Below are 26,734 nucleotides of genomic sequence, written 5' to 3'. Positions count from 1 at the left end.
GCAGAAGCTCGACTTCATCGGCGCGCATGCGGCGCTGAGCGGCATGGCCGGCGCCCCCGTTGTACTGGCGATTGCGCTCTTCCTGTTCATCGGCTGCGCCGGCAAGAGCGCGCAGCTGCCGCTCTACATCTGGCTGCCCGACGCCATGGCCGGTCCGACACCGGTGTCGGCGCTGATTCATGCTGCGACCATGGTCACCGCCGGCGTCTATCTCGTGGCGCGCGCCGCGCCGATCTTTTCAGGTGCGCCCGAAGCCTCATTGGTGATCACCGCCGTTGGCGCGCTCACGGCGCTGTTCGCCGCCACGATCGCGCTACGGCAGTGGGACATTAAAAAGGTGCTGGCGTACTCCACGGTTTCGCAGCTGGGCTACATGTTCGTGGGCGTGGGAAGCGGCGCATATACCGCCGGGGTGTTCCATCTTGTCACGCATGCGTTTTTCAAGGCGCTCCTGTTTCTCGGCGCCGGCTCGGTGATTCATGCGATGCACCACGCCTATCACCACACGCACCGAGACGACGATCCACAGGATCTTCGCAACATGGGTGGACTAGCCAGGTACATGCCGGCGACGGCGGCGGCGATGACGTTGGCCACGCTGGCGATCGCGGGTATTCCGCCGCTGGCCGGCTTCTTCTCGAAGGACGAGATTCTCGCGTCGGTCTTTGCGCGCGCGCACGGCAGTCCCCTCGCAAGCGCGTCGCTCCTCGGCATTCCGGGAAGCACGGTGTTGTACGGCGCATACGCACTCGGCGTGCTCACGGCGCTGCTGACGGCCATCTACATGACGCGGATGCTGCTGCTCACGTTCTACGGGCGAAACCGTACCGGTGAGACAGCGCAGGAGCTGCTTCACGAGGCGCCCGCCATCATGACCGCGCCGGTGCTGGTGCTCGGCGCCCTGACGGTTGTCGGTGGTTGGCTCAACCTGCCGGCGCTCATCCCGCTCGGACCGGTCGGTCTTCTCGAGCATTGGCTTGAGCCCGTCACGGGCAGCAGCGCCGTTCGACTGGCGGGTACGGGGCACCTCGATCATAGGACAGAGATCAAGTTGGTGGCCGTAGCCACGACGGTCGCCGTGATGGGCATCCTGATTGCGCTGCTTCGCTATCGCAAGCCGATCGCCGATAAGGCGCACTCGCCGGTTGATGAGAGTGTGCTCGCGCGCGCGTATAACGTGGATGGACTGGTGGACGCGATCATCGTGCGACCCGTCTCGGCGTTCGCCAACGTCGTATTGACCCGCGGTGTGGAAACGGGCGTCGATCGTGCCTTCAGCGCGGGCGGGTCGATGCTGTCGCGGACCGCAGCCCTCGTGGGCAGCAAGCTGCAGGATGGAGACGTGGGCAAATACGCCTGGCTGTTGACAGCCGGTGCGCTCGCGCTTCTGGCTGCCCTCACCCTGAGCTGATCGATGCGCGATTTCCTACTTTCACTCGGCGCCGCGCAGTGGGTACTGCCGGCCATGCTGCTCTGGCCGATGGCGGCGGCGTTGCTGGTCCGCTTCGGCGGGCGCGACATGTCACGCAACGAGGACGGCCGGGAGGCGCCGAGTGGCGGGCCGGATGCGCGCACCCTCACGCTCGCCGCATTGTCCATTGAGGCGCTGTTGAGCTTCGCGCTCTGGTCGATCTATGACCCTGCGACGTCGGGTTGGCAGGCGCGCGTCGATCTGCCGTGGCTCACCGACATCGGGGCCACCATAAGTCTTGGTGTGGATGGCTTGTCGCTTCCCATGGTGGTCATGACCGCCGTGGTGTTGCCGTTGGCATTGCTTGGCTCCTGGAACAACGTGCGGGTGCGCACGCCGGCGTTCGGCGCCCTCGCGCTGATGCTGACCACCGGGTTGATCGGTGTATTCGTGACGCTCGACTTGCTGGCGTTCTATGTAGCGTGGGAGCTTATGCTGATTCCCACCTACTTCCTGATCGGCGTGTGGGGTGCGGCGGGACAGTCTCGCGCCGGCCTGCGCTATGTGCTGTTCACGCTCGTCGGTTCTCTGCTGATGTTGGTGGCGATTCTCGCGCTGTGGACGATGGGTGGCGGCACGTCGTTCCATCTCGATCAGTTGATGGCACTCGCGCTCACGCCGCGCGCCCAGCTCTGGATGTTCGGCGCGTTTTTCCTGGCATTCGCCGTAAAGTCGGCGCTGGTGCCGTTTCACACGTGGCTTCCTGATGCGCAAGGGGCAGCACCGACGTTCGCGGCCGTCACCCTTGGCCTCAAGGTCGGCGCCTACGCGATTTTGCGCTTCGCCATCCCGCTCTTTCCGGCTGCCGCGATGGAGCCGACGGTGCGGAGTACGATCCTGGTGCTGTCGGTGATCGCTATCGTGTACGGCGCGCTGCTCGCCATGTCACAGCGCGATATGAAGCGCATGGTGTCGTACAGCTCCATCAGCCACCTCGGATTCATCATGCTCGGCTGCTTCGCGCTGACGCAGCAGGCGGTGCAGGGGGCTGTGATCTCGATCGTAAACAGCGGGATCTCCACGTCGGCGCTCTTTCTGCTGGTGGGCATGCTGGAAGATCGGCGTGGCACAACCGACATGACCGGCTTCGGTGGCATCGCGCGCGTGGTACCGATGTTCAGCGTCATGCTGACACTCGTGATGTTGTCGACGATCGGCCTACCTGGCACGAACGGTTTTGTTGGTGAATTCCTCGTGCTCATCGGCACCTATGCTGAACGACCCGTGCTGGCGGTGATCGCGACCAGTGGCGTGATATTCGCGGCAGCCTACGGACTTCGCGCCCTGCAGCGCATTCTGTTCGAACGGATCGATACTGCGAAGAACGGGTTGCTCACTGATTTGACGGCACGAGAACGTGTGGTGATGGGTGCGTTCGCCGTCGCCATCATTTACCTCGGTGTTTCGCCGCAGCCGATGCTCCAGCGCATCGAGCGTGCCTCACAGAACATCATCGAGTCGGTGCGCTTCGGTCCGAATGCCGCGACTTCGCTCCCCAACGTCTCCGTGGTCCGCTGATGGGCGCTACACTTTCGGCCGGCGCGCTTTTTCGCGCCCTAGCTCCTGAACTCCTGTTGTGCGCCGGTGCGATGGTCATGCTGCTGGCGACGGTGTGGAGTCCGCAGGGCAACGACGCCACCATGGCGGAAGGCGCCGAGAAGACGAGTGCGCTGACGCGCTTTGGCATCGTACTCTGTCTCCTCGTCGGACTGGTCGTGATGATTGCGTGGGGCGACGGCGTGAACGGGACGCCCGATCAGCGCATTGCCGGTGACGGGTTCCGGTGGGCCATCGATCTCGTGATCCTGCTGGGCACGGTCCTCTCGCTCATTCTGCTCGACGCCGAACATCACCGAAGCGCCGCCTTCAGTCCTGAAGTGCCAGTGCTCATGCTGCTGGCGGCGACCGGCATGATGGTGCTGGCGGCGGCGCGCGATCTCATGTTCGTGTTCCTCGGCATCGAACTGATGTCACTCGCGATCTACGTGCTCGCCGGTGTGAATCGCCGGAGTGCGCGCGGGGCGGAAGCTGCCGTGAAGTACTTCCTGCTGGGTTCCGTGTCGTCGGGCTTCCTGCTGTACGGCATCGCGCTCATCTACGGTGCAACGGGCAGTACACGCTTGGTCGATATTGCGCAGTGGGTGGCAACGCAGCAGCGCCTCGGTCCGATGTTCATCGTCGGCACAGGCCTCCTGCTGGTCGGTTTCGGTTTCAAAGTCGCGGCGGCACCGTTCCATCTGTGGACGCCAGACGTGTACGACGGCGCGCCACTGCCGATCACGGCGTTCATGTCCGCCTGCGTCAAGACAGCGGCGTTTGCGGTGTTCGCGCGCGTCATGCTCGAAGCTATGCCGGGGGCCGCTGCTCGCTGGCACTCTGCGATGTGGTGGCTCGCCGTCGTCACGATGGTTGCTGGCAACGTGCTGGCACTCTCGCAGACGAACCTGGTGCGGCTCTTGGCCTATTCCAGCATTGCCCATGCTGGCTATCTGCTTGTTGCCATTGTGGTCGCGTCGACGGCGGGCACGACGGCGTTGGTGTTTTACGCGGTGTCGTACACGCTGGCAACGATGGGCGCCTTTGGCGTGTTGATCGCAATCAATGGTGGACGCGACCGTTCGCCCACGCTCGATGATATCGCGGGGCTGTGGCTGGTCCGTCCGTGGCTCGCAGTGTCCATGTCGGTGTTCTTGCTGGCCTTCATGGGCATGCCCATCGTCGGGGGCATGGGATTCTTCGCCAAATGGTACCTGCTGCAGGCTGCACTGCAGGCCACGACGCCACAGACGATCCTGGCCGTTATCGTGGTACTCAGTAGCGCGGTATCGGCGGCGTACTACCTGTCCGTGATCTCGGCGATGTTCATGCGCCCGCGTCCGGAAGGCCATCCAGTGCCATCGGCGGTGCCGATGGCGCAGTCCCTTATTACGGTCACATGCGTGGTGTTGCTGGTACTGGGCGTCTATCCTACGCCGATGATCGAGTTCGCCCGTCGCGCACTTCCCGGCAGCGCAGCGTCCGCGGGGGCGCCGACGTCGAATGGTGCGCCGCGACTTCGAGCCGCCAGCTTTTTCCGTTGATGGTGTACGCCGTGCGTCGTGCGATCTCAGTTTCGACTTTCGTCCTTCTCCAATAATGTCCATCAGTCAGACGATCTTCCGGCAGTACGACGTCCGCGGCATCGTAGGCACCGACCTCACCGAGGACGTGGCCTACGGTCTCGGACGCGGGTACGCCGCATATCTCGACACGAACGGAATCACCGGCGCCGTCGCCGTCGGTCGTGACAACCGACCTAGTGGTGACGCGTTGCGCGATGCGCTCGTACGCGGGCTCACCGAATGCGGCGTCGATGTCGTCGACGTCGGCATTGTTCCCACGCCGTTGTTGTACTGGACGCTGCATCACGAGCCGGTTGTTGGCGGGATTCAAATCACGGGATCGCACAATCCGCCTGAGTACAACGGGTTCAAGCTGTGCGTCGGTACGGGATCGCTGCATGGTGAAGAGATTCAAGTGCTCTATCGGCTCATCGTAGGCGGCGCGTTTCCGTCCGGTAGCGGCACCGTGCGCCATGTGTCGGTCATCGATCGCTACGTCACGGACATCGCGGCCCGCGTGGGGCGAATTACCCGTCCCGACGGCGCTTCGCTCAAAGTTGTGTACGACTGCGGTAACGGTGCGGCGGCCTTGGTCGCCCCGCAGCTGATGACGGCGCTTGGGATCGACGGCGTCGGCCTCTTCACCGAAAGTGATGGCACGTTTCCCAATCATCACCCTGATCCGACGGTCCCGGAGAATCTCGAGGACTGCATCTCGGCCGTGAAAGCCAGTGGCGCGGAGATCGGTGTCGCCTTCGATGGTGACGCCGATCGTATCGGAGTAGTGGATCGCGACGGCCGTATCATCTGGGGTGACCACATTCTCATTCTGTATGCGCGCGATGTCCTCGCTCGTACCGGGACCGGTCAGCCGATCATCTTCGATGTGAAGTGCTCGCAGGCGCTGACGGACGGCATTGAACAGGCGGGCGGCGTGCCGGTGATGTGGAAGACGGGGCATTCCCTCATCAAGGACAAGATGAAGGAGATGCACGCGCCGATTGCCGGTGAGATGTCGGGGCATATGTTTTTCACGGAGGGTTTTTACGGCCACGACGACGCGTTGTACGCGGCGGCGCGGCTGCTGCGCATCATTGCCGATTCCGGGAAGCGCATCGACGAGTTGCTCGCCGATGTGCCCCCCTTTGTGTCTACGCCCGAGTTGCGTATTGATACCGATGAAGCGTCAAAGTTCGCGATCGTTGCCCGTGCCGCCGCGCACTTCAAGGCCACGCACGATGTGATCGAGGTGGATGGCGTGCGCGTGCTGTTTGGAGACGGCTGGGGACTGCTGCGCGCGTCGAATACGCAGCCGGTGATTGTCGCTCGCTTCGAGGCCAGTTCAGCCGCGCGCTTGGCGGACATTCGCGGGGTGATGGAAGGTTGGCTGCACACCCAGGGTGTTTCGCTCTGATCGCGCGAACGGATCGCTGAGATGGGCGCACGCGGCGGGCTGATTCTTGGTCTGGCTTTCGCTGCCGCGTTGCTCCTGCTGGGGCGCGCGGTGACGGCGCTGTTTGTCGATCACGCCTGGTTTACGGCGATGGGCCAGCCCGCGCTCTTCTGGGAGCAGGTCATCGACGCGGCGATTCTTCAAGGCGGTGCTTGGGGACTCGGCGCGCTCTTTGCTTTCGCCAATCTGCACGCCGTCCGCCGTACGATCGTGGCGGTGGCCGTGCCGTCACGCGTGGCCAATCTCGAACTGGTCGCGATGATCTCGGGGCAACGGCTCATGGCCGTCACCGTGGTCCTTGCGCTCGCGGTGGGCGGTGTGCTCGCGCTTCCACTCACCAACTGGGTGGATCTCGCGCTGCTACGGCATGGGTTACCGTTCGAAGAGATCGAGGGCGTGCTTGGGCGCGATCTCGGCTTCTACCTGTACTGGCTACCGGTCGAGGAGACGCTGTATCTCTGGTCACTGGTGAGCGTGGTGTCGATGACCGCGCTGGTCGTCGTGCTCTACGCGCTTACGCGCAGCTTGCGCATGGAAGGTCGCCGCGTTGCCGCGTCCACGCACGTGCGACGGCACCTCAGTGTCCTCGGGGCGATCGTCCTGCTGCTGTTGGCCTGGAGCTACCGGCTTGACGCGTTCGACTTGTTGCGACAGGGCAGCGGGCCGGATGGCCTGTTTCTCAAGGTCGATCATCGGGTCACGCTGCGGATGGACTCCCTGCTGTCGTTCGGCAGTGCGCTCGCCGCGCTGGTGGTGTTTCGAACCGGCTGGGTTGGCCAGCTTCGCGCGGCCTTTCTCGCGCTCACCATCGTCCTCGTCGCGGCGCTGGGCCTGCGGCATGTCGCCCCGGCGGTACTCGCCCGCACGAGCCTTCTCGGCGAGCCAGCTACGCGCGATCTCGACTACCTCGCGTCCCGCGCACTCTACAGCCGACGCGCCTTCGATGTTGAAGGCATGCGGGTCGTGCATCGGGATAGCGGTGCCGCTGCGCTCACGCGAATGGAGCGCACCGCGCTCCCGTCGCGCCTCAGCCTCTGGGATCGCGGCACAATGGGGGACGCGCTAGCCGCCACCCGCACGCCTGAGAGTGAACCTCGCGACAAGACGCCGGCCGGTCAGTCTCTACGCGACGTGGCGCCCATCGGGTGGACGGTCGTCGGCGACCGAATCACCGCGCTCGTCGTCCGCCGAGCCGTGGGAGGCGCGCAAGGCTGGCAAGTGTCGGCCCTCGATGCCACGCGGCCGACGCTGCGTGATAGCCAAGTCGAGTTTGCACCAATCTCGGACGACTATGCCGGCGACGAGCCGCTTGTCGGACCAGGACTGCACGGCGTCCGCCTGATCGATGCTGAGCATGCCCGTGGTGTTCGCGGCGTCTCGCTGACGTCGTTACGGGCGCGCATCGCGCATGCGTGGGCACTCCGAGACCTGTCGCTGCTCGAGGCGGACACGACGGCCGTCGAACCGCTGCTCGTGACACATCGCGATGTGCGCGAACGCGTGGAGCGCCTGGCACCGATCTTCGTGCAGGGCAACGAGGTGCTGCCACTCGTGCACGACGGTCGATTGTATTGGACGTTGCAGCTGTATAGCGCCTCCGATCGCTATCCGCTGAGTCAGCACTGGCAGCTGGCGACAGGCGTCTACAGCTACTTTCGGCTGGCCGCTACCGCCGTCGTCGAAGCGTCCACTGGACAGGTGCGACTGGTGGCGGCGCCGCGCCCCGATGCACCGACGCGTACGTGGATGACCCGTTTGCCGACGCTGTTTGCGGCCCCCGGTGAATTACCCCCGCTACTCGTGTCGCAGCTGCCGCCGGCGAATGAAAGTGCCGTCGCGCAGATCAAGTCGTTCGCCCGGTATGGCTCGCGACTGGAGGGCTCGGTCGTTCGGCAATTGCCGGACAGCGCCCTGGTCGGCGGCGCACCGCCGCCGCACTGGATCGGAATCGATCGCGAGCGTCTGGTGGCGTGGAGCGTGCCGCTGCTCGACGATGGTGATCAGATTGGCGGTATCGTGACTGTAGGCGGTGGCCTCGCCCGCCAAACGTGGTGGGACTCGACCACGATTCCGCGTCAGCGTTGGCGTATCATGACTGCGCGGATGCAGGCCGCGCTCGATAGCGCACGGGGCACGATGCCCGACGGTTCCCGACGCGAACCGCGCAGCCGAGCCGGACGGGTTACGACGCTGATGAGCACAACCGGTCCCTTGCTGGTGCAGCCGCTGTTCTCGAATCGCGCTGAAGGCGCCGCCGCCGTCGCGCGTGTCGTGGCGTCGGACGGCGTCCGACTGGGAGTTGGGGCGACGCTGGTCGAGGCCTTGGGACGGATGGGTGATATCCCGATGCCAGCGGTGCCCGTGGCAGGCTTAGACGAGGAGGGCCCGTCGTCGGGTGCAGCCCGACGCTGGTATGCCGCGATGCGGGAGGCCCTCCGGCGCGGCGATTGGGCGAAGTTGGGTGCAGCGTTTGATAGTCTGGGCCGCGTATTGGAACGACCGCCGCAATGAACGCGGCCGTGTTCGGCATCGCCGGTTCACGGTGCCGAACTCGTACGGGCGCGCTGTGCACGACAGGCCGTTTGCTGTCGTCTCGCACGACCACCTAGCATTGAACCGATGACATTCCTCGATTCGGAGAACGCGTGAACCTACACGAGTATCAGGCGAAAGAGCTGTTGCGGGCGGCCGGTGTGCCGATCCCGCCTGGCGAGATCGCGACGACGCCGGAACAGGCGGAAGCCATTGCCCAGCGCTACGGCGTGGCAGTGATGGTGAAGGCGCAGGTGCATGCTGGCGGACGCGGCAAGGCCGGTGGCGTGAAGTTCTGCCCGACGCCTGCAGCAGCCAAGGAGAAGGCGACCGCCATTCTCGGCATGTCGATCAAGGATCTCACGGTGGAGAAGGTGCTGGTGACCGTCGCCGCCGACATCGGTTCCGAAGCGTACGTCGGCATCATCGTCGATCGTGCGACCAAGAAGCCGGTGTTCATGGTGAGCGCGGCTGGCGGCATCGACATCGAAGAAGTCGCCGCGAGCACGCCGGAACTGATTCTGTATCATCCGGTCGACACGCGGTATGGATTGCTGTCGTTCGAAGCCATGCGTATGGGCTTCTTCCTGTTCAAGGACGTCAAGCTCGCGCGTCAGGCCGCGAAGATCATGCAACAGCTGTACGCTGCGTTCATGAATGCCGGCTGTTCGCTCGCGGAAATCAATCCGCTGGTGCTCACCCCGACGGGTGAACTGATCGCGGTCGACGGCAAGATGGTGATCGACGACAACGAACTCGATCGCCGCCCCGAGATCGCCGCGTTGCGCGATGAGTCGTCGGAAGCGCCGAGCGAAGTCGACGCGCGCAATTCGAACCTCACGTTCATCAAGCTCGACGGCAACGTCGGCTGCGTCGTGAACGGCGCTGGCCTCGCCATGGCCACCATGGACCTCGTGAAGTACTACGGGGGCGATCCGGCCAACTTCCTCGACATTGGCGGTTCGTCGAATCCGGAGAAGGTCGTGAACGCGTTGCGCATCATCACGTCCGATCCGAACGTGAAGTGCATCCTGTTCAACATCTTCGGCGGCATTACGCGCACCGATGACGTGGCCAATGGCATCGTCACGGCGACCAAGGCGAACCCGCTCAAGGTGCCTATCGTAATCCGTCTCACCGGCACCAACGAGGAGATTGCCTTGAAGATCCTGCAGGACAACGGCTTCTCGGCGTCGAACGACATGGATGCGGCCGTGCAGCGCGCCGTCGAACTCGCGACGAAGGGAGGTGCCGCGTGAGCATCTTCATCGACCACGGCACCAAACTGATCGTGCAGGGCATCACGGGCCGCGACGGCTCGTTCCATGCCAAGCAGATGATGGAGTACGGCACGCAAGTCGTGGCCGGCGTGACGCCGGGGAAGGGCGGCCAGAAGTTCGAAGGCACCGTACCAATTTTTGACACCGTGTACGACGCCGTGCAGGCCACGGGCGCGAATACGTCCGTCATCTACGTGCCGCCAATGTTCGCGGCCGATGCGATGATGGAAGCGGCGGCGGCGGGCGTGAAGCTCATCGTCTGCATCACCGAAGGCGTGCCCGTACTGGACATGACCAAGGTGTACCCGTACGTGAAGGACCATGGCGCGCGTCTGATCGGCCCGAACTGCCCGGGGCTCATCACGCCAGGCCAGTCGAAGGTCGGCATCATTCCGGGTCGTATCTGCATGCCCGGTCACGTCGGGGTCGTCAGCCGTTCCGGCACGCTCACGTACGAGATCGTCAACCAGCTCACGCAGGCCGGCATCGGCCAGAGCTCGTGCGTCGGCATCGGTGGTGATCCGATCAACGGCACGAACTTCATCGATTGCCTCGCGGCCTTCGAGGCGGATCCCCAGACGAAGGCCATCGCGATGATGGGCGAGATCGGCGGAACCGACGAGCAGGAAGCGGCGGCGTTCATCAAGGCGCACATGAAGAAGCCGGTGGTCGGCTTCATCGCCGGTCAGACCGCTCCGCCGGGCCGCCGTATGGGCCACGCCGGTGCGATCATCTCCGGCTCGGAAGGCACGGCCGCCGAGAAGATCGAGTCGTTCCTGGCTGCCGGCATGGGCGTCGCACAGCGCCCGGTGGACTTCGTCGACCTGATCAAGGCGCGGTTGGCGTAAACGCGCGGTTGCACGGGTCTGGTAGTGGGGCGGATCACGACGGTCGTGATCCGCCCCACTTTCTTGTGCACGACCTATGGGTCGCGTGCCCAGGAGCGCGCAGATTCCGTGTATGCCCACCACGCCGCAACGTCTCGCCGATCTGCTCGTCGCCTCGCGCATCGTCATGCCGCTGATGGCCGGAACCGTCGCCGATGCGGCCGAAGCGCTCTGCGTATCACTCGATCAAAGCGGGGCGCTGTCCAATGCCGACCTGCTCCGCGAGCGCATTGAAGAGGCGCGGAGCGAGGACATCGTGGGACTCGCTGACCGGGCGTTCGTGCTGCACTACCGCACCGATGCGGTGCGGGACCTCGTCGTCGCGATCGGGGTCGCGCCCCACGACGTCGTGCGCGTGCTCGACGACGACGAGCTCCAGCGGGCGCGTCTGGTAGTGCTCGTGTGCGCGCCCCCGCGCCAGATGGCCCGGCATCTTCAGGTGGTCAGTGCCCTCGTCCGCGTGCTTTCCACGCCAGCGAGTGTGGCGGCGGCGCTGGCGGTCGCGACCCCGGCCCAGCTGCTCGCGTTGCCGCAGTTCACGGGGAAAGAGCTGCCGGCGCAGCTCACCGTCCGCGAACTGATGTCGGAGCGTCCGCGCACCGTCGGCCCCGAGGCGCCGTTGCGGAGCGCCGTGCTGGAGATGCTGCGGGCCGGACTCGGCGGACTCCCGGTCGTGGACGAATCGAACCGGGTGATCGGCATGCTGAGTGAGCGTGAGCTCTTGCGGGATCTCCTAAGCCATTATCTTCCGCGCGCCGGGGGTGTGAACGCACTCCAGCCGCCAGCCGCGGCGCGGCGCACGGTGCGCGACATCATGACCCGTCAGGTTCTGTGTGTGGCGCCCGAGCAGCCGCTCGCCGAGGTGGCGTCCCTGATGCTCAACAAGGACGTCGACCGGGTGCCTGTCGTGAAGGATGACCGATTGGTCGGCTTTCTCACGCGCGGGGACATCGTTCGCAAATTGATCGGATCCTGACTCATGGCTGGTCGTCGCACTCTTACCATCGTCAAGCCGGACGCCTTCGCCAATGGCAAGGCCGGCCTCATCATCGCGCTGCTCGAATCGTCGGGCTTCACCATCAAGGCGGCGCGCGTCATGCACCTCTCCACCGCGCAGGCCGGGGAGTTCTATGGCGTCCATCGGGAGCGCGGGTTTTTCGGCGAGCTCGTTGAATTCATGACCAGCGGCCCGTGCATGCCGCTCGTGCTCGAGCGCGACGACGCCGTGGCGACGCTGCGCACCGTGATCGGCGCGACGGACCCGTCCGAAGCCGCCGAGGGCACGGTGCGGAAGCTGTACGCCGAGTCAAAGGGACGGAACGCGATTCACGCCTCCGATTCCGACGACAATGCGGCGCTCGAGGCGGCGTTCTTCTTCGCCGGCACGGACGTCCTCGCCCGCTGAGCGGCCGGATCGGCTAACTCTCGGTCGGTGCGTTACTTGGACGTGCCGAGCGGTGGAGAGGATGGGAGCGTCAGCCCTTGTGTCGGAGGGGCGTTCGTTCTACATTACACGGCTATGCTGTGCTTTGACATCCGGAGTCTGGAAGCGCGTGCGGAGAGCGTGGACGGAGTGCTCGACATATCGGATCCGGTGTGGGAGTCGGACGATACGCGCCCGGCTGGTGCCGGTGTGTACGTCACTGGCCGGCTCTCTGCTGCAGGTCACGGTCGCTTTTATCTGAGCGGCCGGCTGGAAGGGGCGGCGGTCACGGACTGCAGGCGTTGCCTGTGCGAAGTGACGGTCGCTGTATCGGAAGACGTGCATATGCTGTTCGCAGAGTCAGGTCTCGACGACGCGGACGAGCAGGACGTATTTCCGATCCCCGCTGGGGCGCGAGAGCTTGATATCCGTCCGGCGGTGCGAGAGGAATGGCTTCTGGCCGTTCCGGCATTCGCGCTCTGCCGAGAAGATTGTCAAGGCTTCTGCGCGACCTGTGGCGCCGATCGCAATAGTGGAGCATGCGCGTGTGCTCCTTCAACTGATCCCCGTTGGGCCGGTCTGCGCGATCTGCGTGGTTCCGACGCCTAAACGGTTCTTCTCGTCTCGAACGTTCAGGTCAGAGTCCCATGGCCGTACCGAAGCGCCGTACATCGAAGCGGCGGAAGCGCGCCCGCAACACCCACAAGGTCGCGCCCGCCATTGTTATTCAGTCGTGTCCGCAGTGCGGCACGATGAAACGCCCGCACCGCGTGTGCAACGAGTGTGGGTTCTATGCGGGTGAGCAGCGGGTAACTGCGCAGGAAGCGTAAGTTTGGCGCGCATCGCCGTGGATGCCATGGGGGGTGACCTTGCCCCCCGGGCCCCCATCGCTGGCGCACTCCAAGCGCTTGGAGCGCTGCCGCCGCAGCATCACATAGAACTCGTAGGACAGACCTCGGTCATCGAGGCGGAGCTCGACGCGCTGCTGCGCGGCGACTTCGCCGATTTGACGCGCGTCCGTGATCGACTCTCCATCGTCGACGCGCCTGAGGTGATCGCCATGACCGATCGGCCGACTGTCGCCCTCCGGGGAAAGACCAACAGTTCCATGGTTGTGGGCATTAAGCGCGTGGCCGATGGACTCGCCCACGGCTTCGTCTCCGCCGGCAACACCGGCGCGCAAATGGCCGCCTCGCTCGTGCACCTCAAACTGCACCCGGGCCTCACGCGCCCCGCCATCGGCACCATTTTCCCGACCGCGAAGGACCCCATCCTGGTGCTCGATTCCGGCGCCAACATGGACTGTTCCCCTGAGGAGCTGGTGCAGTTTGCGCGTATCGGTACCGTCTACGCTCGAGCCTTGCTCGGACGAGCAAATCCGGCGGTCGGCCTCCTCTCCGTCGGTGAAGAACCCGAGAAGGGCAACGTGGCGGTGAAGGACGCTCATCAGCGGCTGCTCGTCGCGGGATTGAACTTCCTCGGCAACGTCGAGGGGCGCGATATTCCGAACGGCTGCTGCGATCGCGGCGTGATCGACGTTGTAGTCTGTGACGGCTTCACCGGAAACGTCCTGCTCAAGTTCTACGAAAGCATCGGGCCCATGCTGATCGGGATGGTCGCGAAGGTCGCCGGGCTCGATGCCCGCGCCATTGCCCGCTCCCTCACGCAGCTCGATGTCGACGAACAGGGTGGGGCACCGCTGCTCGGGGTCCGGGGAGTCAGCATCATCTCGCATGGGAAGAGTTCGCCGCGCGCCATGGAGAACGCCATCATGGTGGCGTTGCGCGCGTACGAGTCCGGCATGACCGACGAGATCGGCCGTCGGCTCTCGGAATCCATGCCAACCACGTCCGGAAACGCCGCATGAAGCGACCGATCGCCTACATCGCCGGCACGGGTCACGCCGTGCCAAAAAACATCATGACCAACGCGGACATTGCCGCGATGGGGCTCGAAACGAATGATGAGTGGATCGTCGATCGCACCGGTATCAAGCAGCGTCATATCGCGAAAGACGGCGAGACGCTGACGTCGCTCTCGGCCGAGGCGTCGCGCATGGCCATGGCGCGCGCCGGCGTGCAGCCGGGCGAGATCGATGTCATCATTCTCGGTACCGCGTCACCCGATCACTTGCTCCCTGCCACGGCGGTGGAGATTCAGACGGCACTGGGATGCACGCGTGCCGCGGCCTTCGACCTTTCGGCGGCCTGCTCGGGTTGGCTGTACAGCGCGATCATGGGCGAGTCGCTCATCGCGAGTGGTTCGGCCGACACGGTGCTCGTGATCGGGGCCGAGAAGCTCAGCACGATCGTCGACTGGACCGATCGAAATACCTGCATCCTGTTTGCGGATGGCGCCGGTGCGACCGTGCTGCGTCGCAACAAGGAGCGGGGCGGCACCAAGGGTGTGCTCTCGTCGTTCATGCGCTCGGATGGCGCACTCGCCGAACTACTGTGGCGTCCGGCCGGTGGCGGCGTGGAACCGTTCTCGCCCGAGGTGTTCGAGCAGAAGCGCCACTATGTGCGCATGGCCGGTCGCGAAGTGTTCAAGCACGCGGTGCGATCGATGGCGGAAGCGACCGATCGGGCGCTCGACAGCGCGCGTCTCACGGCGGCGGATGTCGATCTGCTCATTCCGCATCAGGCCAACGTGCGAATCATCGAGGCAACGGCGAAGCATGTCGGCATCTCGATGGACAAAGTGTTCGTCAACGTCGATCGCTTCGGCAACACCTCGGCGGCCTCGATCCCGATCGCCCTCAGCGATGCGGTTGAGCAAGGGCGCGTGAAGGACGGATCGACCGTGCTGTTCGCCGCCTTCGGCGCCGGCTTTACATGGGGATCCCTGGTCGCTCGCTTCTGATCGCCAGCCACTCCGAACCAGACATCCGGAACGACATGGAATACGTGCTGCTGCTGCCTGGTCAGGGGGCGCAGAAGGTGGGCATGGGCAAGGATCTCTCCGATGCCTTTCCGGCCGCTCGCGCGGTGTTTCAAGCGGTCGACGACGCCGTCGGTGCGTCGATCTCGACGCTCGCATTCGAAGGGCCGTCCGATGAGCTCACGCGCACCCTGAACGCACAGCCGGCGTTGCTGGCGCACAGCGCCGCGGTCTGGGCGGTCGTGCAGAGCGCGATCGGTCCGCAGGTGCGCGCCGCCGCCGGCCACTCGCTCGGTGAGTTTTCGGCGTATCACGTGGCCGGCGCGATCGACGTCGCGGCCGCCGCCCGCATCGTGCGCCGTCGTGGCACGCTGATGTACGAGCAGGGCGTGACCCGGCCAGGCGCGATGGCCGCGATCCTTGGCGTGCTTACGTCATCCATCGACGAGATGTGCGCGCAGGCCACGGCTGAGCGTGGACTCGTCGTGCCGGCGAACTATAACAGCGACGAACAGGTCGTTATTTCCGGAGAAGTGGCTGGGGTCGAGCGCGCCATGGACCTAGCCAAGGCCGCCGGCGCCAAGCGCTGTCTCCCGCTGCCGGTCAGTGGCGCGTTCCACTCGCCGCTCATGGAACCGGCGATGGCAGGCCTCCGCGACGCACTGCGCGCGGAAGCGTGGAGCGATCCGCGCGTGCCCGTGGTCGCCAACGTAAATGCGACGCCGGTCACCTCGGCCAGCGTCGCGTGCGATCTGCTCGTGCAGCAGCTCACGGCGCCGGTCCAGTGGACTCGCGTCAGCCGCCTGCTGGTCGAGCAGTACCCCGATGCGACCTTCGTCGAGATCGGCAGCGGCGCTGTGCTGATCGGCCTGTTGCGACGCCTCGCTCCGTCGGTAAAAACTCTTTCGTGCGGGACCGTCGCTGAAGTCGAGACGTTGCTTAGGCTCGCCGGCGACCTCGCCCGACGTTGACGACTTCGAATCCTACCACTGCCTTATGAGCGGACTTCACATCGACCTGACCGGTCGCGTGGCGCTGGTGACCGGATCGACCCGCGGCATCGGACGTGCCATCGCCGGTACCTTGGCGACGGCCGGCGCGCGCGTGGCCGTCACCGGGCGCGATCAGGCGCGCGCTGATGCCGCCGCGCAGGAGATCGCAGCGCAGACGGGCGTCGAGACGCGGGGCTACGCCGCCGACGTCTCCGAGACGGCGCAGGCCATCGCGCTGGTCGACGCCGTCGAAAAGGATTTTGGTCAGCTGGATATTCTGGTCAACAACGCCGGCTTGACCCGCGACAACCTGCTCGTCCGCCTCAAGGACGACGACTGGGACGCGGTCATCAATGCGAACCTGCGCGGGGCGTTTGCGACCTGTCGTGCCGCGTCGCGGGGCATGATGAAGCGCCGCTACGGCCGCATCATCAACGTAGCCAGCGTGGTCGGGCTGATCGGCAATAAGGGGCAGGCGAACTACGCCGCGAGCAAGGCGGGACTGATCGGCCTGACCAAGTCGATCGCCAAGGAGCTCGCGTCACGGAATATCTTGGCCAACGTGGTGGCCCCCGGATTCATCGATACCGACATGACGGCGGCGATGACTCCGGAGGCGCGCAGTGCGCTCAGTGCGGGAATTCCGCTTGAGCGCCTCGGCCGCGCCGAGGACATCGCAAGCATGGTGGCTGTGCTTGCTTCAGACCTGACCAGTTATGTGACCGGTCAGGTGTTCGTGGTGGACGGCGGTATGGTCATGTAGTTCGCCGGCGGCGAGGGCGGACTTTGCGGTTCTTGTCGTCAAGCCCTCCCTGCGACGCCCTTGCATGGCTAAGTTCCCCACTCTCAACTTCTCCAACAGCCCAGAGGATCGTTCCTATGTCGGATCACGCGTCGAAGATCAAGGATATCATCGAAAAGGAGCTCGGTGTGGAGCGCGAGAAGCTCACGCCCGAGGCGAGCTTCATCGAAGACCTCGGCGCCGACTCGCTCGACATCGTCGAACTGGTCATGGAGTTCGAGAAAGAATTCAACATCGACATCCCCGACGAGGATGCTGAGAAGCTCCGCACGGTCGGCGATGCGGTGGCCTACCTTGAGGCCAAGGTCGCGGGCTAATGCGGCGGCGGGTCGTCGTTACGGGGCTTGGTGCCGTTACGCCTGTCGGCAACGACGTAGCGACGACCTGGCGGTCCTTGCTCTCGGGTGTGTCCGGGGGCGCTGACATCACGAAGTTCGATGCGTCGAAGTATTCCGTGCGGTTCGCCTGCGAGGTCAAGCAGTTCGACCCGCTGGCGTACATGGACCGCAAGGAAGCGAAGCGCGCCGACGTGTATGCGCAGTACGCCGTCGCGGCGTCGGTGCAGGCGGCGGCCGACGCCGGCATCGTTCCGGGTGCCATCGACCCGGAAACGATGGGTGTCATCATCGGCAGTGGCATTGGCGGTATTCGCAGCTTCGAAGACCAGCACGATGTCTATCGCACGCTCGGGCCGAGCAAGATTTCGCCGTTCTTCATCCCGATGTTCATCGGTGACATCGCCGCCGGCATCGTCTCCATGCGACTGCAGGCGAAGGGGCCGAACTATGCCACTGTCTCCGCCTGTGCATCCAGCGCGCATGCGATCGGCGACGCGTTCCGGATCATCCAGTACGGCGACGCCGATGTGATGTTCGCCGGAGGCGCCGAGGCAGCCGTCACGCCGATGTCGATCGGCGGCTTTGCAAACATGGGCGCCCTCTCCACGCGCAACGAATCGCCCGCCACCGCCTCGCGTCCATTCGACAAGGATCGCGACGGTTTCGTCATGGGCGAGGGATCCGGTGTCGTCGTGCTCGAGGAACTCGAACATGCACGCCGTCGCGGCGCGCGTATTTACGGCGAGATCGTAGGCTACCGCGCCACGGGTGATGCCTATCACCTCACGGGGCAGCCGGAAGCGCACGAAGGGCTCCAGCGGGCCATGCGCGGCGCGCTCAAGGACGGCGGCCTCGCTCCCACGGACGTCGACTACATCAACGCCCACGGCACGTCCACGCCGCTCAACGATCCCAACGAGTCGAAAGGAATTCAGGCGGTGTTCGGCGATCACGCGAGCGTGCTGTCGGTCAGCTCGACCAAGTCCGCCACCGGCCATATGCTCGGCGCGGCTGGCTCCGTAGAGTTTATCGCCTGCGCGTTGGCGATGCGCGACAACATGGTTCCACCCACGATCAACTACACGACTCCCGATCCCGAGTGCCTTCTCGACTACACGCCGAACACGCCGCGGGAGCGGGCGGTGAACGTCGCGATCTCGAACAGCTCCGGCTTCGGTGGTCACAACGTCTCGATCGCTCTCCGACGGTGGCACGACTAGGCCCGTCGGGGCGTTCATCGAGGTGAAGATCTGCGCGAATGGTTCGCGCACTTGCCCGAGTACGCCCTGATGCCTGTGTCTCTTCCGTTTGATCTCGAGCGACTCCGTGATCCCGCGCTGCGCCCCATCGGGGAAAAGCTGCGCGCGGGTGAGCGCCTGTCCCTCGACGATGGTGCCACCCTCTTCCGCTCGCCGGATCTGCTCGGCGTTGGCGCCATGGCCGATGCGGCCAACCGTGCCCGTCACGGTGACCGCGTGACCTTTGCGTCCAATCAGCACATCAATCCCACGAACGTCTGCGTGCTGCGCACGACGTGCGTGTTCTGCGGGTTTGCGCGATTGCCGAAGGAAGCGGGCGCCTACCGCTATACCATCGATCAGGTGCTGGCGGAGTCTGATCGGGCCGACGGCACGATCACCCGGGAGTTCCACATCGTCGGCGGCCTCGATATGCAGGCTGGCCTCGAGTACTACCAGACGATGTTCCGCGCACTCAAGGCGCGGCATCCGCAGGTACATATCAAGGCGCTCACGGCCGTCGAGATCGCGCACATTGCACGTATCGAGAAGATGAGCCGTGCCGCGGTGCTGATTGCCCTTCGAGAGGCGGGCCTCGACACGCTCCCCGGCGGCGGCGCCGAAACGTTCAGCGCTGCGGTGCGCGACGTCATCGCTGACAAGAAGCTCGGCGGCGCCGATTACATCGATGTACATCGTACCGCGCACACGCTCGGCATCCGCTCGAACTGCACGATGTTGTACGGGCACGTCGAAACGATCGAGGATCGCATGCAGCATTTGAACATGCTGCGCGAGCTGCAGGACGAGACGGGTGGCTTCCTCGCCTACATCCCGCTGGCGTATCACCCCGACGACAACGAACTCGGAAAGACGCTCGGACGCGAGGGCACCGCCACAACCGGCTTCGACGATCTGCGCAACCTTGCCGTCGGCCGACTGTTTCTCGACAACTTCGAGCACATCAAGTCGCACTGGATCATGGTGTCCACGCCGGTGTCACAGATTTCGCTCCATTTCGGCGTGAACGACATCGAAGGCACCGTCGTGCGCGAAAAAATCTACCACGCCGTCGGCGCGCACACACCGCAGGGCCTGACGTTGCCGCAGCTGCTCGGACTTATCCGCGGCGCCGGCAAGGTGCCGGCGGAGCGCGATTCGTTCTATCGCATCCTGCGGGAGTTCGGGCCCGACGAGACCGGTGTGATCGACGAGGCGGTCGCGCCGCTCGCCGGCACATCGGGCTGAACGATATGCTGCGCGTGGGGCGCATCCCGTATATCAACTGCTTTCCCGTTTACGGCGCGATCGATCGTGGGATCGTGCCGCTCAACGGGAGATTGATCACGGGGATCCCCACCGTGCTCAACCGATTGATGGCCGACGGTGCGCTGGACGTCAGCGTCGTGTCGGCGGTCGAGTACGCGCGTGATGCCACGCGCTATTTGTTGTTGCCGGAGCTCGGGATCACGAGCGACGGCCCCGTGCGAAGCGTCATGCTGTTCAGTAAATATCCGCCGTCGGCACTCGGCGGACGCAAGGTGATCGTGAGCCGCAGCTCCATGACGTCGGTTGCGTTGCTGGAACTGCTGTTCGAGAACGTGTGGCGCTGCCGTCCAGAGTTTGTGCTGGGCGACGCCGAACTCGCTGACGTCGAACGCTTCGAAGATGAACCGCATGAGGCGCGGCTGGTGATTGGGGATGCCGCGCTCAAGCTCTTCGATCAGGCGACTCGCGGCGGAGCCTGGGCCGATCGCTATCCGCATCGCGAGGACCTCGGTGGCGCCTGGAAATCGTGGACGGGATTGCCGTTCGTGTTCGCGGTGTGGGTCGCACAGCGTCGGGCGCCGGTTCACGACGCCTTGTCGGCACACGCCTCGCTGATCGCCTCGCGTGACTGGGGGCTGGCCCATATCGATCAGTTGTCCGCTCAGGCGGCGTTGGCCACCGGTGTATCGCGTGAAGCGTGTGCCGAGTACTTCTCAGGATTGGACTATCGTCTGTCGTACCCGCATCTCGCGGGGCTCACCGAATTCTTTCGTCGACTCGTTCTGGCAGGGCGCGTGCCTGATGGCACCCTCGCGTTCCTGCCGGCCGCGTGATCGACTTCCCGTGTGCTGCCGGTAGCAAGAGAAACATCCATGCGTGACCTTCTCGATTTGTACACCAACGCGCCGCTGCTCGAACTCGGCATGCAAGCCGATCGCGTGCGACAGGCGAAGCACCCTCATGGAGTCGTCACCTACATCGTCGACCGCAACATCAATTACACGAATGTCTGCGTCGCGGATTGCGGTTTCTGCGCCTTCTATCGCCGTCCGAAGCATGGGGAAGGGTACACGCTGTCCTTCGAGCAGATCGGTGACAAAATCGAGGAGACGAAGGCGATGGGCGGCGTGCAGATCCTGATTCAGGGTGGGCACAACCCGTACATTCCGTTCGAGTGGTATCTGGATCTGATGCGCTACATCAAGCAGTATCATCCGATCCACATTCACGGGTTCTCGCCAAGCGAAGTCGACTTCTTCGCCACACGTTTCCGCATGGAGGCGCGCGACGTGATCCGCGAGCTGAAGGCAGCCGGTCTTGATTCGATCCCCGGCGGCGGCGGTGAAATCCTCGTGCAGCGCGTGCGTGATATCGTGGCGCCCAAAAAGGCCGGCGCCGATCGCTGGCTCGAGATCATGGAGCTCGCGCACAATGAGGGCATGAAAACCTCGGTCACGATGATGTACGGCATCGGTGAGTCGCTGGCCGAACGCATTGAGCATCTTCAGCGCGTTCGCGATCTCCAGGCGCGAACCGGCGGGTTCACGGCGTTCATCACGTGGCCGCTCCAGCCGGAGAACACGCCGTCCATGTCGCACATGCCGAAAACGGATGCGATCACGTATCTGCGCACGGTCGCGATTTCGCGCATCGTGCTCGACAACGTGCCGAATCTGCAGTCGAGCTGGGTGACGATGGGCATGAAGGTCGGGCAGATGGCGCTCAACTACGGCTGCAACGATTTCGGATCCTTGATGATCGAAGAGAACGTCGTGTCGGCGGCGAACACCACGCACCGCACGACGGTCGATGAACTCGATCGACTGATCCGCGACGCGGGATTCACGCCGGCGCGGCGGCGACAGGATTACTCGATCATCTCGGGTGGTTCGACGGCGCACAAGGCACACGAGACGGTGGCGGCGTGAGCGCGGCGCTGCCACTACGCGTCGGTATCGGGTACGACTCGCATCGGTTCGAAGTCGGCGGGCCAATGCGACTGGGCGGCATCGACATCCCGGCCGATATGCACTGCGCGGGGCACTCCGATGGCGATGCGATCTGTCATGCCGTCACCGATGCGCTCCTGGGAGCGGCGGCGCTTGGCGATATCGGCGAGATGTTTCCCGACGCCGATGCCGCCAATAGGGGCAAGGATTCTACAGTCATGCTGTCAGCCGCCGTGGCGCGACTACACCACGCCGGCTGGCGCGTGGGGAACGTCGATATCACGGTGGTCACCCAACGCCCCAAGATCGGTCCACATCGCGCGGCGATCCGGGCACGGCTCGCGGAGCTCCTCGCCGTCACCGATATCGACGTCTTCGTGAAGGGCAAGACGAACGAGTCGATGGGATGGATCGGCCGGGAGGAAGGGCTGGCGGTCATGGCCACCGCCACTGTCCTGCCGCTCCCCTGATCCGCGGCGCGCCCGCGGCATCGCCCATGCATCGGAAGGGTGCGTGACCGACATCCTCGCCTGGCTTTCGTCGCTGCCGGATCCGCTGCTGTACGGTGCGCTCGTACTCGCCGCGTTCGCGGAGAACGTCTTTCCGCCGCTGCCGGCGGATACCGTCATCGCGCTCGGTGCCTTTGTGGCGGCCCGCGGTAACGGGAGCGTGATCGGTGTCTGGACCGCAACGATGATCGGGAATATCGGGGGGGCCATGATGATGTACGGCCTGGGGCATCGCTTCGGATTGCCGTGGCTCACGCATCGCTTCCCCTCGCTATTTCCCGCCGGCGTCACCGAACGGATCGCGGAGCGCTTTAAAACGCAGGGATTGTTCGCCGTCATTGTGAGCCGTTTCCTCCCCGGTGTACGAGCCGTGGTGCCCCCCCTGGCGGGTGCAATGGGCATCGGCGCCCTGCGAGCCCTGATCTCCATGTCGGTGGCCTCAGGCGCCTGGTACGGACTGGTCTGCGTGCTGGCCTTCCGGGCAGGCGCGAATGCCGACGTCCTGCTGGCGCAGGTGGCCGGACAACAACGAACGGTTGGCCTCGTGGCAGTCGCCATCGTGGTCGCAGCCGTGTGCGTGTTCTGGTGGCGTCGGCAGCGAAAACAGCCGTGACCGCCCCTGTGCCGGACCCGTCACCGACTGAGCAACTCCTTCGCCGAGGATTCCACCTCGTGGCGTTCGAGGACGCGCTCGGGCTCGAGGAGGGCGCCTCGCCGCGCACCATCGAGGCCTACCGTCGGGATGTCATTCGTTGCGCGGTATTCATGCGCGCGCAAGGCATCGCGAAGGCGACGGAGATTACGCCCGGTGCGCTCCGCGAGTTTGTGTATCACTTGAAAGATCTTGGCCTTGCCGGAACCTCTATACGTCGGAACATCTCGGCCCTGCGCACGTGGTTCCGCATCATGTTGGCCGAGGGCTTGGTGGCTCACGATCCCACCGAGCGACTCGACACGCCGGCTCGATTCCGCACGCTGCCTGAGGTGCTCAGCGTCGAGGACGTACTGAAACTGCTGGCCGCCCCCGGTCTCGACGAACGCCTCGCCTTCCGCGATCGCGCCATGCTGGAGTTGGCCTACGGCGCCGGCCTGCGCGTTTCGGAGTGGATCGGACTGGCGCTGAAGGACGTCCTGCTTGACGAGGGGCTGGTACGTGTCCTCGGCAAAGGCAACAAGGAGCGTCTCGTTCCTATCGGCCGCAACGCGATTGGCGCGGTCGCGGTGTACGTTCGGGAGTTGCGCCCCATGCTCGAGCGCGGCGAAGGGAAGGGGATCCTGTTCCTGAATGGGCAGGGGAGGCCGCTCACGCGGATGGGGGCTTGGAAAATCCTGCGGAAGTATGTGATCATGGCCGGCATCGAAAAACCCGTCTCGCCGCACACACTTCGCCATTCCTTCGCGACCCACCTGCTGGAAGGCGGCGCCGACCTCCGTGCGGTCCAGGAGATGCTTGGTCATGCCGACATCGCCACGACGCAGATCTACACCCATGTGGATCGCGAGTATCTTCGAAGTGTGCATCGCCAGTTTCACCCGCGTCCCTGACCTCGACGTTTATGCTGCTTGTCATCGACAACTACGACTCGTTCACGTACAACCTCGTGCAGTATTTCGGTGAGCTTGGCGAAACGCTCGAGGTCCATCGGAACGACGCGCTCACCGTGGAGCAGGTGGGGGACATGGCTCCGGAGGCTATCGTCGTGTCGCCGGGCCCGTGCTCGCCGCGAGAAGCGGGTATTTCCGTCGACGTGATTCGTCACTACGGCCGCGAGATTCCGCTGCTCGGGGTCTGCCTTGGACATCAGGCCATCGGCGAGGCATACGGCGGTGTGGTCACGCGGGCCGATCGGGTCATGCATGGCAAGATGTCGCAGCTGCTTCATGACGGAACCGGCCTCTTTGCAGGAATTCCGTCGCCGTTCGGTGTCATGCGCTATCACTCGCTGATCGTCGAGCGTGCCACGCTGCCCGCCGAGCTGCAGGTGACCGCCGTGGCGGTCGATGACACGAACGAGATTCACGCGCTGCAGCACCGCACGCATCCGGTGTGGGGCGTACAGTTTCATCCGGAGTCAATTCTCACGGAGCACGGGCGCGACCTACTGGTAAATTTCTTGGCGATGTCGCGCGCCTTTCGTGCCGCGTCGGTCTAACCCGCCGCGCTGACGTCCGTGTCGCCGCTTCCAGACTCAGTCGTTTCCTTCGGCTTGATCACCAGCGACAACAGCACGCTGCCGACGAGCAACGTTCCCACGACGGCCAATGACAGACCGATGCCGAGCGGCCAGATCTCCGACAGGAGCATCTTCATGCCGACGAACGCGAGAACCAATGCCAAGCCGTATTTGAGCAGGTGAAATTTGCCGATCACGCCCGCGAGCACGAAGTACATCGAGCGCAGGCCGAGGATGGCGAACACATTCGACGTGTACACGAGAAACGGATTCCGCGTCACGCCGAAGATGGCTGGAATCGAATCGACGGCGAAGACCACGTCGGTGGTTTCCACGAGCGCAAGCACCACGAACAGCGGCGTGGCCACCAACTTCGCCGCCTTGCCGTCGATGATCTCACGCACGAAGAAGTGTTCGCCGTGGAATTTCGCGGTGATCGGCAGGAATCTTCGAACGAGTCGGATCACGGGGTTCGACTCCGGCTCTATGTTACTCTCGCCGCCAACGGCCATCTTGGCCCCGGTGAAGACCAGGAATGCGCCGAAGACGTAGATGATCCAGTGGAATTGGGCGATGAGGACGGCGCCCGCGCCGATCATCGCGCCGCGCATGAAGAGCGCGCCGATGATGCCCCAGAACAGCACGCGGTGCTGAAGCTCCGGGGGAATGCGGAAATAGCCGAAGATCAGGATGAACACGAACAGGTTGTCAACCGACAGCGCCTGCTCGACCAGGTATCCGGCGTAAAACTCGAGCATCGACTGGCGCCCCATGGACGAGCCGATCCAGAGCCCAAAGCCAATGGCCAAGGAAATCCAGACGGCGCTCCACCCCAGCGCTTCGCGGACCGTCACCGCGTGGGCCTTCCGGTTGAACACGCCAAGGTCGATCGCGAGCAGGGCGAGCACCATTGCGTTGAACGCGATCCACCACCAGGTCGTCGGCATGCAGGGAGCGAAAGGGTGAAAGGGCAACCTGTTTGCCTTCAGGTGCCAAGCTTCGTATCTTAACTGGCGTGAAATTTGCTGCAACCACGCCACGTCCAACGGGACAATGTCAATACTCGCGGTGATCCCGGCGCGCCTCGGCGCGACCCGCCTTCCCCGCAAGCCGCTTCGCCTCCTTGCCGGCGAGCCGCTTATCGTCCGGGTGTATCAGCGTGTGCTAGCGCTCGCCATCGCCGACTACGTGGTCGTGGCGACCGACCATCCCGAGGTGTTCTCGGCCTGCGAGTGTCGAGGTATTCCGGTCGTTCTCACCCGAGAAGACCACCCGAGTGGCACGGACCGCGTGGCCGAAGTCGCCGAGCGTTCGGAATTCTCCCACTTCGCGGTCATCCTGAACGTACAAGGCGACGAACCCTTTGTATCCCACGAAGCGCTGGCAGGTGCCGTCGCGATCGTCACCGGTGGGCAGGCGCCGATCGGGACCGCGGCCGTCCCCGTTCCCGTTGCGGCACTGTCCAAGCCGGACATCGTGAAAGTCGTGCGTGGCGAGGACGGCTGTGCCCTCTATTTTTCGCGAGCACCCATTCCGTTTTTACGGGACCCGACCGATGCCGGTTCGCAGCAGGCGCTCGTGCGCCAGCATGTGGGGGTGTACGCGTATACCCGCGATGCCCTGCGGGCGTGGGTCGGTTGGGCGCCCCATCCGCTGGAACGTGTCGAACGCCTCGAACAGCTACGTCCGATGGCACACGGTCTCGCGATCGGTGTGGCCGATGTGCCGACTGCCGAAGGCGGTATTGATACGGAAGACGATCTGGAACGCGCAAACCTGCGCTGGCACACCGTGAATCCGAATACACTGTCGTGACGCACCTGACGCGACCGTTCCCTTGTCCCACCTGCGCGAGAACCCGCTGATGACCACCAAGAATCCGAACACGAACCAGACGACCACTCCGAAGTACATCTTCGTGACCGGTGGCGTCGTGTCGTCGCTGGGGAAGGGCATCGCTGCCGCGTCGCTTGGACGGTTGCTGGTCGAACGCGGTTTCCGCGTCACCATGATGAAACTCGACCCGTATCTGAACGTCGATCCGGGCACCATGTCGCCGTTCCAGCACGGCGAAGTGTTCGTGACGGACGACGGTGCCGAGACGGACCTCGACCTCGGACACTACGAGCGCTTTCTCGACCGGCCGCTCTCGCAGGCCAACAACATCACGACGGGACGCATCTACTCGAACGTGATTACGAAGGAACGTCGTGGTGAGTACCTGGGCTCCACCGTTCAGGTGATTCCGCACATCACCGACGAGATCAAGCGCTGCATCGCCGAGGCCACCGACGGTTACGACGTGGCCCTGGTCGAGATCGGCGGCACCGTCGGCGATATCGAGTCGCTGCCATTTCTCGAAGCAATCCGCCAGATCCGCACCGAGCGTGGCCCGGAGATGGCGTTGTTCATGCATCTGACGTTGGTCCCGTTCAT

27 protein-coding genes are annotated in these 26,734 nt (G+C 64.4%); 26 read left to right on the top strand and 1 reads right to left on the bottom strand.

The features are described from left to right. The 24 genes from ACLL97_RS10270 to ACLL97_RS10155 all read left to right on the top strand — a co-directional run. On the top strand, window positions 1-1,411 hold a 1,411-nt coding region (locus tag ACLL97_RS10270), incomplete at its 5' end, for an NADH-quinone oxidoreductase subunit L (protein WP_411280376.1). Between the two features lie 3 nt (window positions 1,412-1,414). After that, entirely contained in the window at window positions 1,415-2,989 is a 1,575-nt protein-coding gene (locus tag ACLL97_RS10265) for a complex I subunit 4 family protein (protein ID WP_411280375.1), read from the top strand. After that, window positions 2,989-4,551, top strand: a complete 1,563-nt coding sequence (locus ACLL97_RS10260; RefSeq protein WP_411280374.1) for an NADH-quinone oxidoreductase subunit N — start codon at window positions 2,989-2,991, stop codon at window positions 4,549-4,551. The genes ACLL97_RS10265 and ACLL97_RS10260 overlap by 1 nt, the downstream gene beginning before the upstream one ends. A gap of 55 nt (window positions 4,552-4,606) precedes the next feature. Continuing rightward, on the top strand, window positions 4,607-5,986 hold the full coding sequence (locus ACLL97_RS10255; protein WP_411280373.1) for a phosphomannomutase/phosphoglucomutase: 1,380 nt from the start codon (window positions 4,607-4,609) through the stop codon (window positions 5,984-5,986). A gap of 21 nt (window positions 5,987-6,007) precedes the next feature. Further along, on the top strand, window positions 6,008-8,536 hold the full coding sequence (locus ACLL97_RS10250; RefSeq protein WP_411280372.1) for a UPF0182 family protein: 2,529 nt from the start codon (window positions 6,008-6,010) through the stop codon (window positions 8,534-8,536). 134 nt (window positions 8,537-8,670) lie between these two features. Next, complete coding sequence (sucC, locus tag ACLL97_RS10245; RefSeq protein ID WP_411280371.1) at window positions 8,671-9,816, top strand: ADP-forming succinate--CoA ligase subunit beta; 1,146 nt, start codon at window positions 8,671-8,673, stop codon at window positions 9,814-9,816. Next, the gene (gene sucD, locus ACLL97_RS10240; RefSeq protein WP_411280370.1) at window positions 9,813-10,685 is read left to right on the top strand and encodes a succinate--CoA ligase subunit alpha; all 873 of its coding nucleotides are present in this window, start codon (window positions 9,813-9,815) and stop codon (window positions 10,683-10,685) included. The genes sucC and sucD overlap by 4 nt, the downstream gene beginning before the upstream one ends. Before the next feature lie 112 nt (window positions 10,686-10,797). Next, complete coding sequence (locus tag ACLL97_RS10235; protein WP_411280369.1) at window positions 10,798-11,700, top strand: CBS domain-containing protein; 903 nt, start codon at window positions 10,798-10,800, stop codon at window positions 11,698-11,700. A gap of 3 nt (window positions 11,701-11,703) precedes the next feature. Beyond that, window positions 11,704-12,129 (top strand): nucleoside-diphosphate kinase, encoded by a 426-nt coding sequence (gene ndk, locus ACLL97_RS10230; protein WP_411280368.1) that lies wholly within the window; start codon window positions 11,704-11,706, stop codon window positions 12,127-12,129. A gap of 114 nt (window positions 12,130-12,243) precedes the next feature. Next, complete coding sequence (locus ACLL97_RS10225) at window positions 12,244-12,756, top strand: YceD family protein (RefSeq protein ID WP_411280367.1); 513 nt, start codon at window positions 12,244-12,246, stop codon at window positions 12,754-12,756. 38 nt (window positions 12,757-12,794) lie between these two features. Next, window positions 12,795-12,977, top strand: coding sequence for a 50S ribosomal protein L32 (rpmF, locus tag ACLL97_RS10220; RefSeq protein ID WP_171224491.1), 183 nt, complete (start codon window positions 12,795-12,797; stop codon window positions 12,975-12,977). Window positions 12,978-12,979: 2 nt separating this feature from the next. Continuing rightward, complete coding sequence (plsX, locus tag ACLL97_RS10215; protein ID WP_411280366.1) at window positions 12,980-14,014, top strand: phosphate acyltransferase PlsX; 1,035 nt, start codon at window positions 12,980-12,982, stop codon at window positions 14,012-14,014. Beyond that, window positions 14,011-15,009 (top strand): beta-ketoacyl-ACP synthase III, encoded by a 999-nt coding sequence (locus ACLL97_RS10210; RefSeq protein ID WP_411280365.1) that lies wholly within the window; start codon window positions 14,011-14,013, stop codon window positions 15,007-15,009. The genes plsX and ACLL97_RS10210 overlap by 4 nt, the downstream gene beginning before the upstream one ends. Window positions 15,010-15,044: 35 nt before the next feature. Beyond that, window positions 15,045-15,998 (top strand): ACP S-malonyltransferase, encoded by a 954-nt coding sequence (gene fabD / locus ACLL97_RS10205; protein ID WP_411280364.1) that lies wholly within the window; start codon window positions 15,045-15,047, stop codon window positions 15,996-15,998. A gap of 25 nt (window positions 15,999-16,023) precedes the next feature. Further along, window positions 16,024-16,782 carry a 3-oxoacyl-[acyl-carrier-protein] reductase gene (fabG, locus tag ACLL97_RS10200; RefSeq protein WP_411280363.1) on the top strand — a complete coding sequence of 253 codons (759 nt, stop codon included), beginning with the start codon at window positions 16,024-16,026 and terminating at the stop codon, window positions 16,780-16,782. 116 nt (window positions 16,783-16,898) lie between these two features. Continuing rightward, a complete protein-coding gene (locus ACLL97_RS10195; RefSeq protein WP_171224495.1) occupies window positions 16,899-17,138 on the top strand; it encodes an acyl carrier protein in 240 nt (79 codons plus the stop codon). Next, window positions 17,138-18,379, top strand: coding sequence for a beta-ketoacyl-ACP synthase II (gene fabF, locus ACLL97_RS10190; protein WP_411280362.1), 1,242 nt, complete (start codon window positions 17,138-17,140; stop codon window positions 18,377-18,379). Before ACLL97_RS10195 ends, fabF begins: the two co-directional genes overlap by 1 nt. Before the next feature lie 69 nt (window positions 18,380-18,448). Next, window positions 18,449-19,645, top strand: a complete 1,197-nt coding sequence (locus ACLL97_RS10185; protein ID WP_411280361.1) for a radical SAM protein — start codon at window positions 18,449-18,451, stop codon at window positions 19,643-19,645. 14 nt (window positions 19,646-19,659) lie between these two features. Beyond that, window positions 19,660-20,499 (top strand): menaquinone biosynthesis protein, encoded by an 840-nt coding sequence (locus tag ACLL97_RS10180; protein WP_411280360.1) that lies wholly within the window; start codon window positions 19,660-19,662, stop codon window positions 20,497-20,499. Window positions 20,500-20,538: 39 nt separating this feature from the next. After that, entirely contained in the window at window positions 20,539-21,594 is a 1,056-nt protein-coding gene (gene mqnC / locus ACLL97_RS10175; RefSeq protein ID WP_411280359.1) for a cyclic dehypoxanthinyl futalosine synthase, read from the top strand. Further along, window positions 21,591-22,085 carry a 2-C-methyl-D-erythritol 2,4-cyclodiphosphate synthase gene (gene ispF / locus ACLL97_RS10170; protein ID WP_411280358.1) on the top strand — a complete coding sequence of 165 codons (495 nt, stop codon included), beginning with the start codon at window positions 21,591-21,593 and terminating at the stop codon, window positions 22,083-22,085. The genes mqnC and ispF overlap by 4 nt, the downstream gene beginning before the upstream one ends. 43 nt (window positions 22,086-22,128) lie before the next feature. Then, window positions 22,129-22,737 (top strand): DedA family protein, encoded by a 609-nt coding sequence (locus ACLL97_RS10165; protein ID WP_411280357.1) that lies wholly within the window; start codon window positions 22,129-22,131, stop codon window positions 22,735-22,737. Between the two features lie 59 nt (window positions 22,738-22,796). Beyond that, a complete protein-coding gene (xerD, locus tag ACLL97_RS10160; protein ID WP_411280356.1) occupies window positions 22,797-23,669 on the top strand; it encodes a site-specific tyrosine recombinase XerD in 873 nt (290 codons plus the stop codon). An 11-nt stretch (window positions 23,670-23,680) separates the two neighbouring features. Next, window positions 23,681-24,277 (top strand): anthranilate synthase component II, encoded by a 597-nt coding sequence (locus ACLL97_RS10155; protein ID WP_411280355.1) that lies wholly within the window; start codon window positions 23,681-23,683, stop codon window positions 24,275-24,277. On the opposite strand, the gene ACLL97_RS10150 is transcribed toward ACLL97_RS10155, so the two are convergent. After that, window positions 24,274-25,245, bottom strand: a complete 972-nt coding sequence (locus ACLL97_RS10150) for a TerC family protein (RefSeq protein WP_411280354.1) — start codon at window positions 25,243-25,245, stop codon at window positions 24,274-24,276. The two genes, ACLL97_RS10155 and ACLL97_RS10150, sit on opposite strands and share 4 nt — an antisense overlap. A gap of 106 nt (window positions 25,246-25,351) precedes the next feature. Between ACLL97_RS10150 and kdsB the strand changes: the two genes are divergently transcribed. Together kdsB and ACLL97_RS10140 are read left to right on the top strand one after the other, a co-directional pair. Next, window positions 25,352-26,113, top strand: coding sequence for a 3-deoxy-manno-octulosonate cytidylyltransferase (gene kdsB / locus ACLL97_RS10145; RefSeq protein WP_411280353.1), 762 nt, complete (start codon window positions 25,352-25,354; stop codon window positions 26,111-26,113). Between the two features lie 49 nt (window positions 26,114-26,162). Beyond that, the coding region (locus tag ACLL97_RS10140) for a CTP synthase (protein WP_411280352.1) at window positions 26,163-26,734 on the top strand (572 nt) is incomplete at its 3' end.

Source organism: Gemmatimonas sp. (assembly GCF_046594945.1).
In the GTDB taxonomy this organism is placed as follows: Bacteria; Gemmatimonadota; Gemmatimonadetes; order Gemmatimonadales; family Gemmatimonadaceae; genus Gemmatimonas.
The sequence above is the reverse complement of the archived record's forward strand: the minus strand, read 5'-3'. Positions and strand labels throughout refer to the sequence as shown.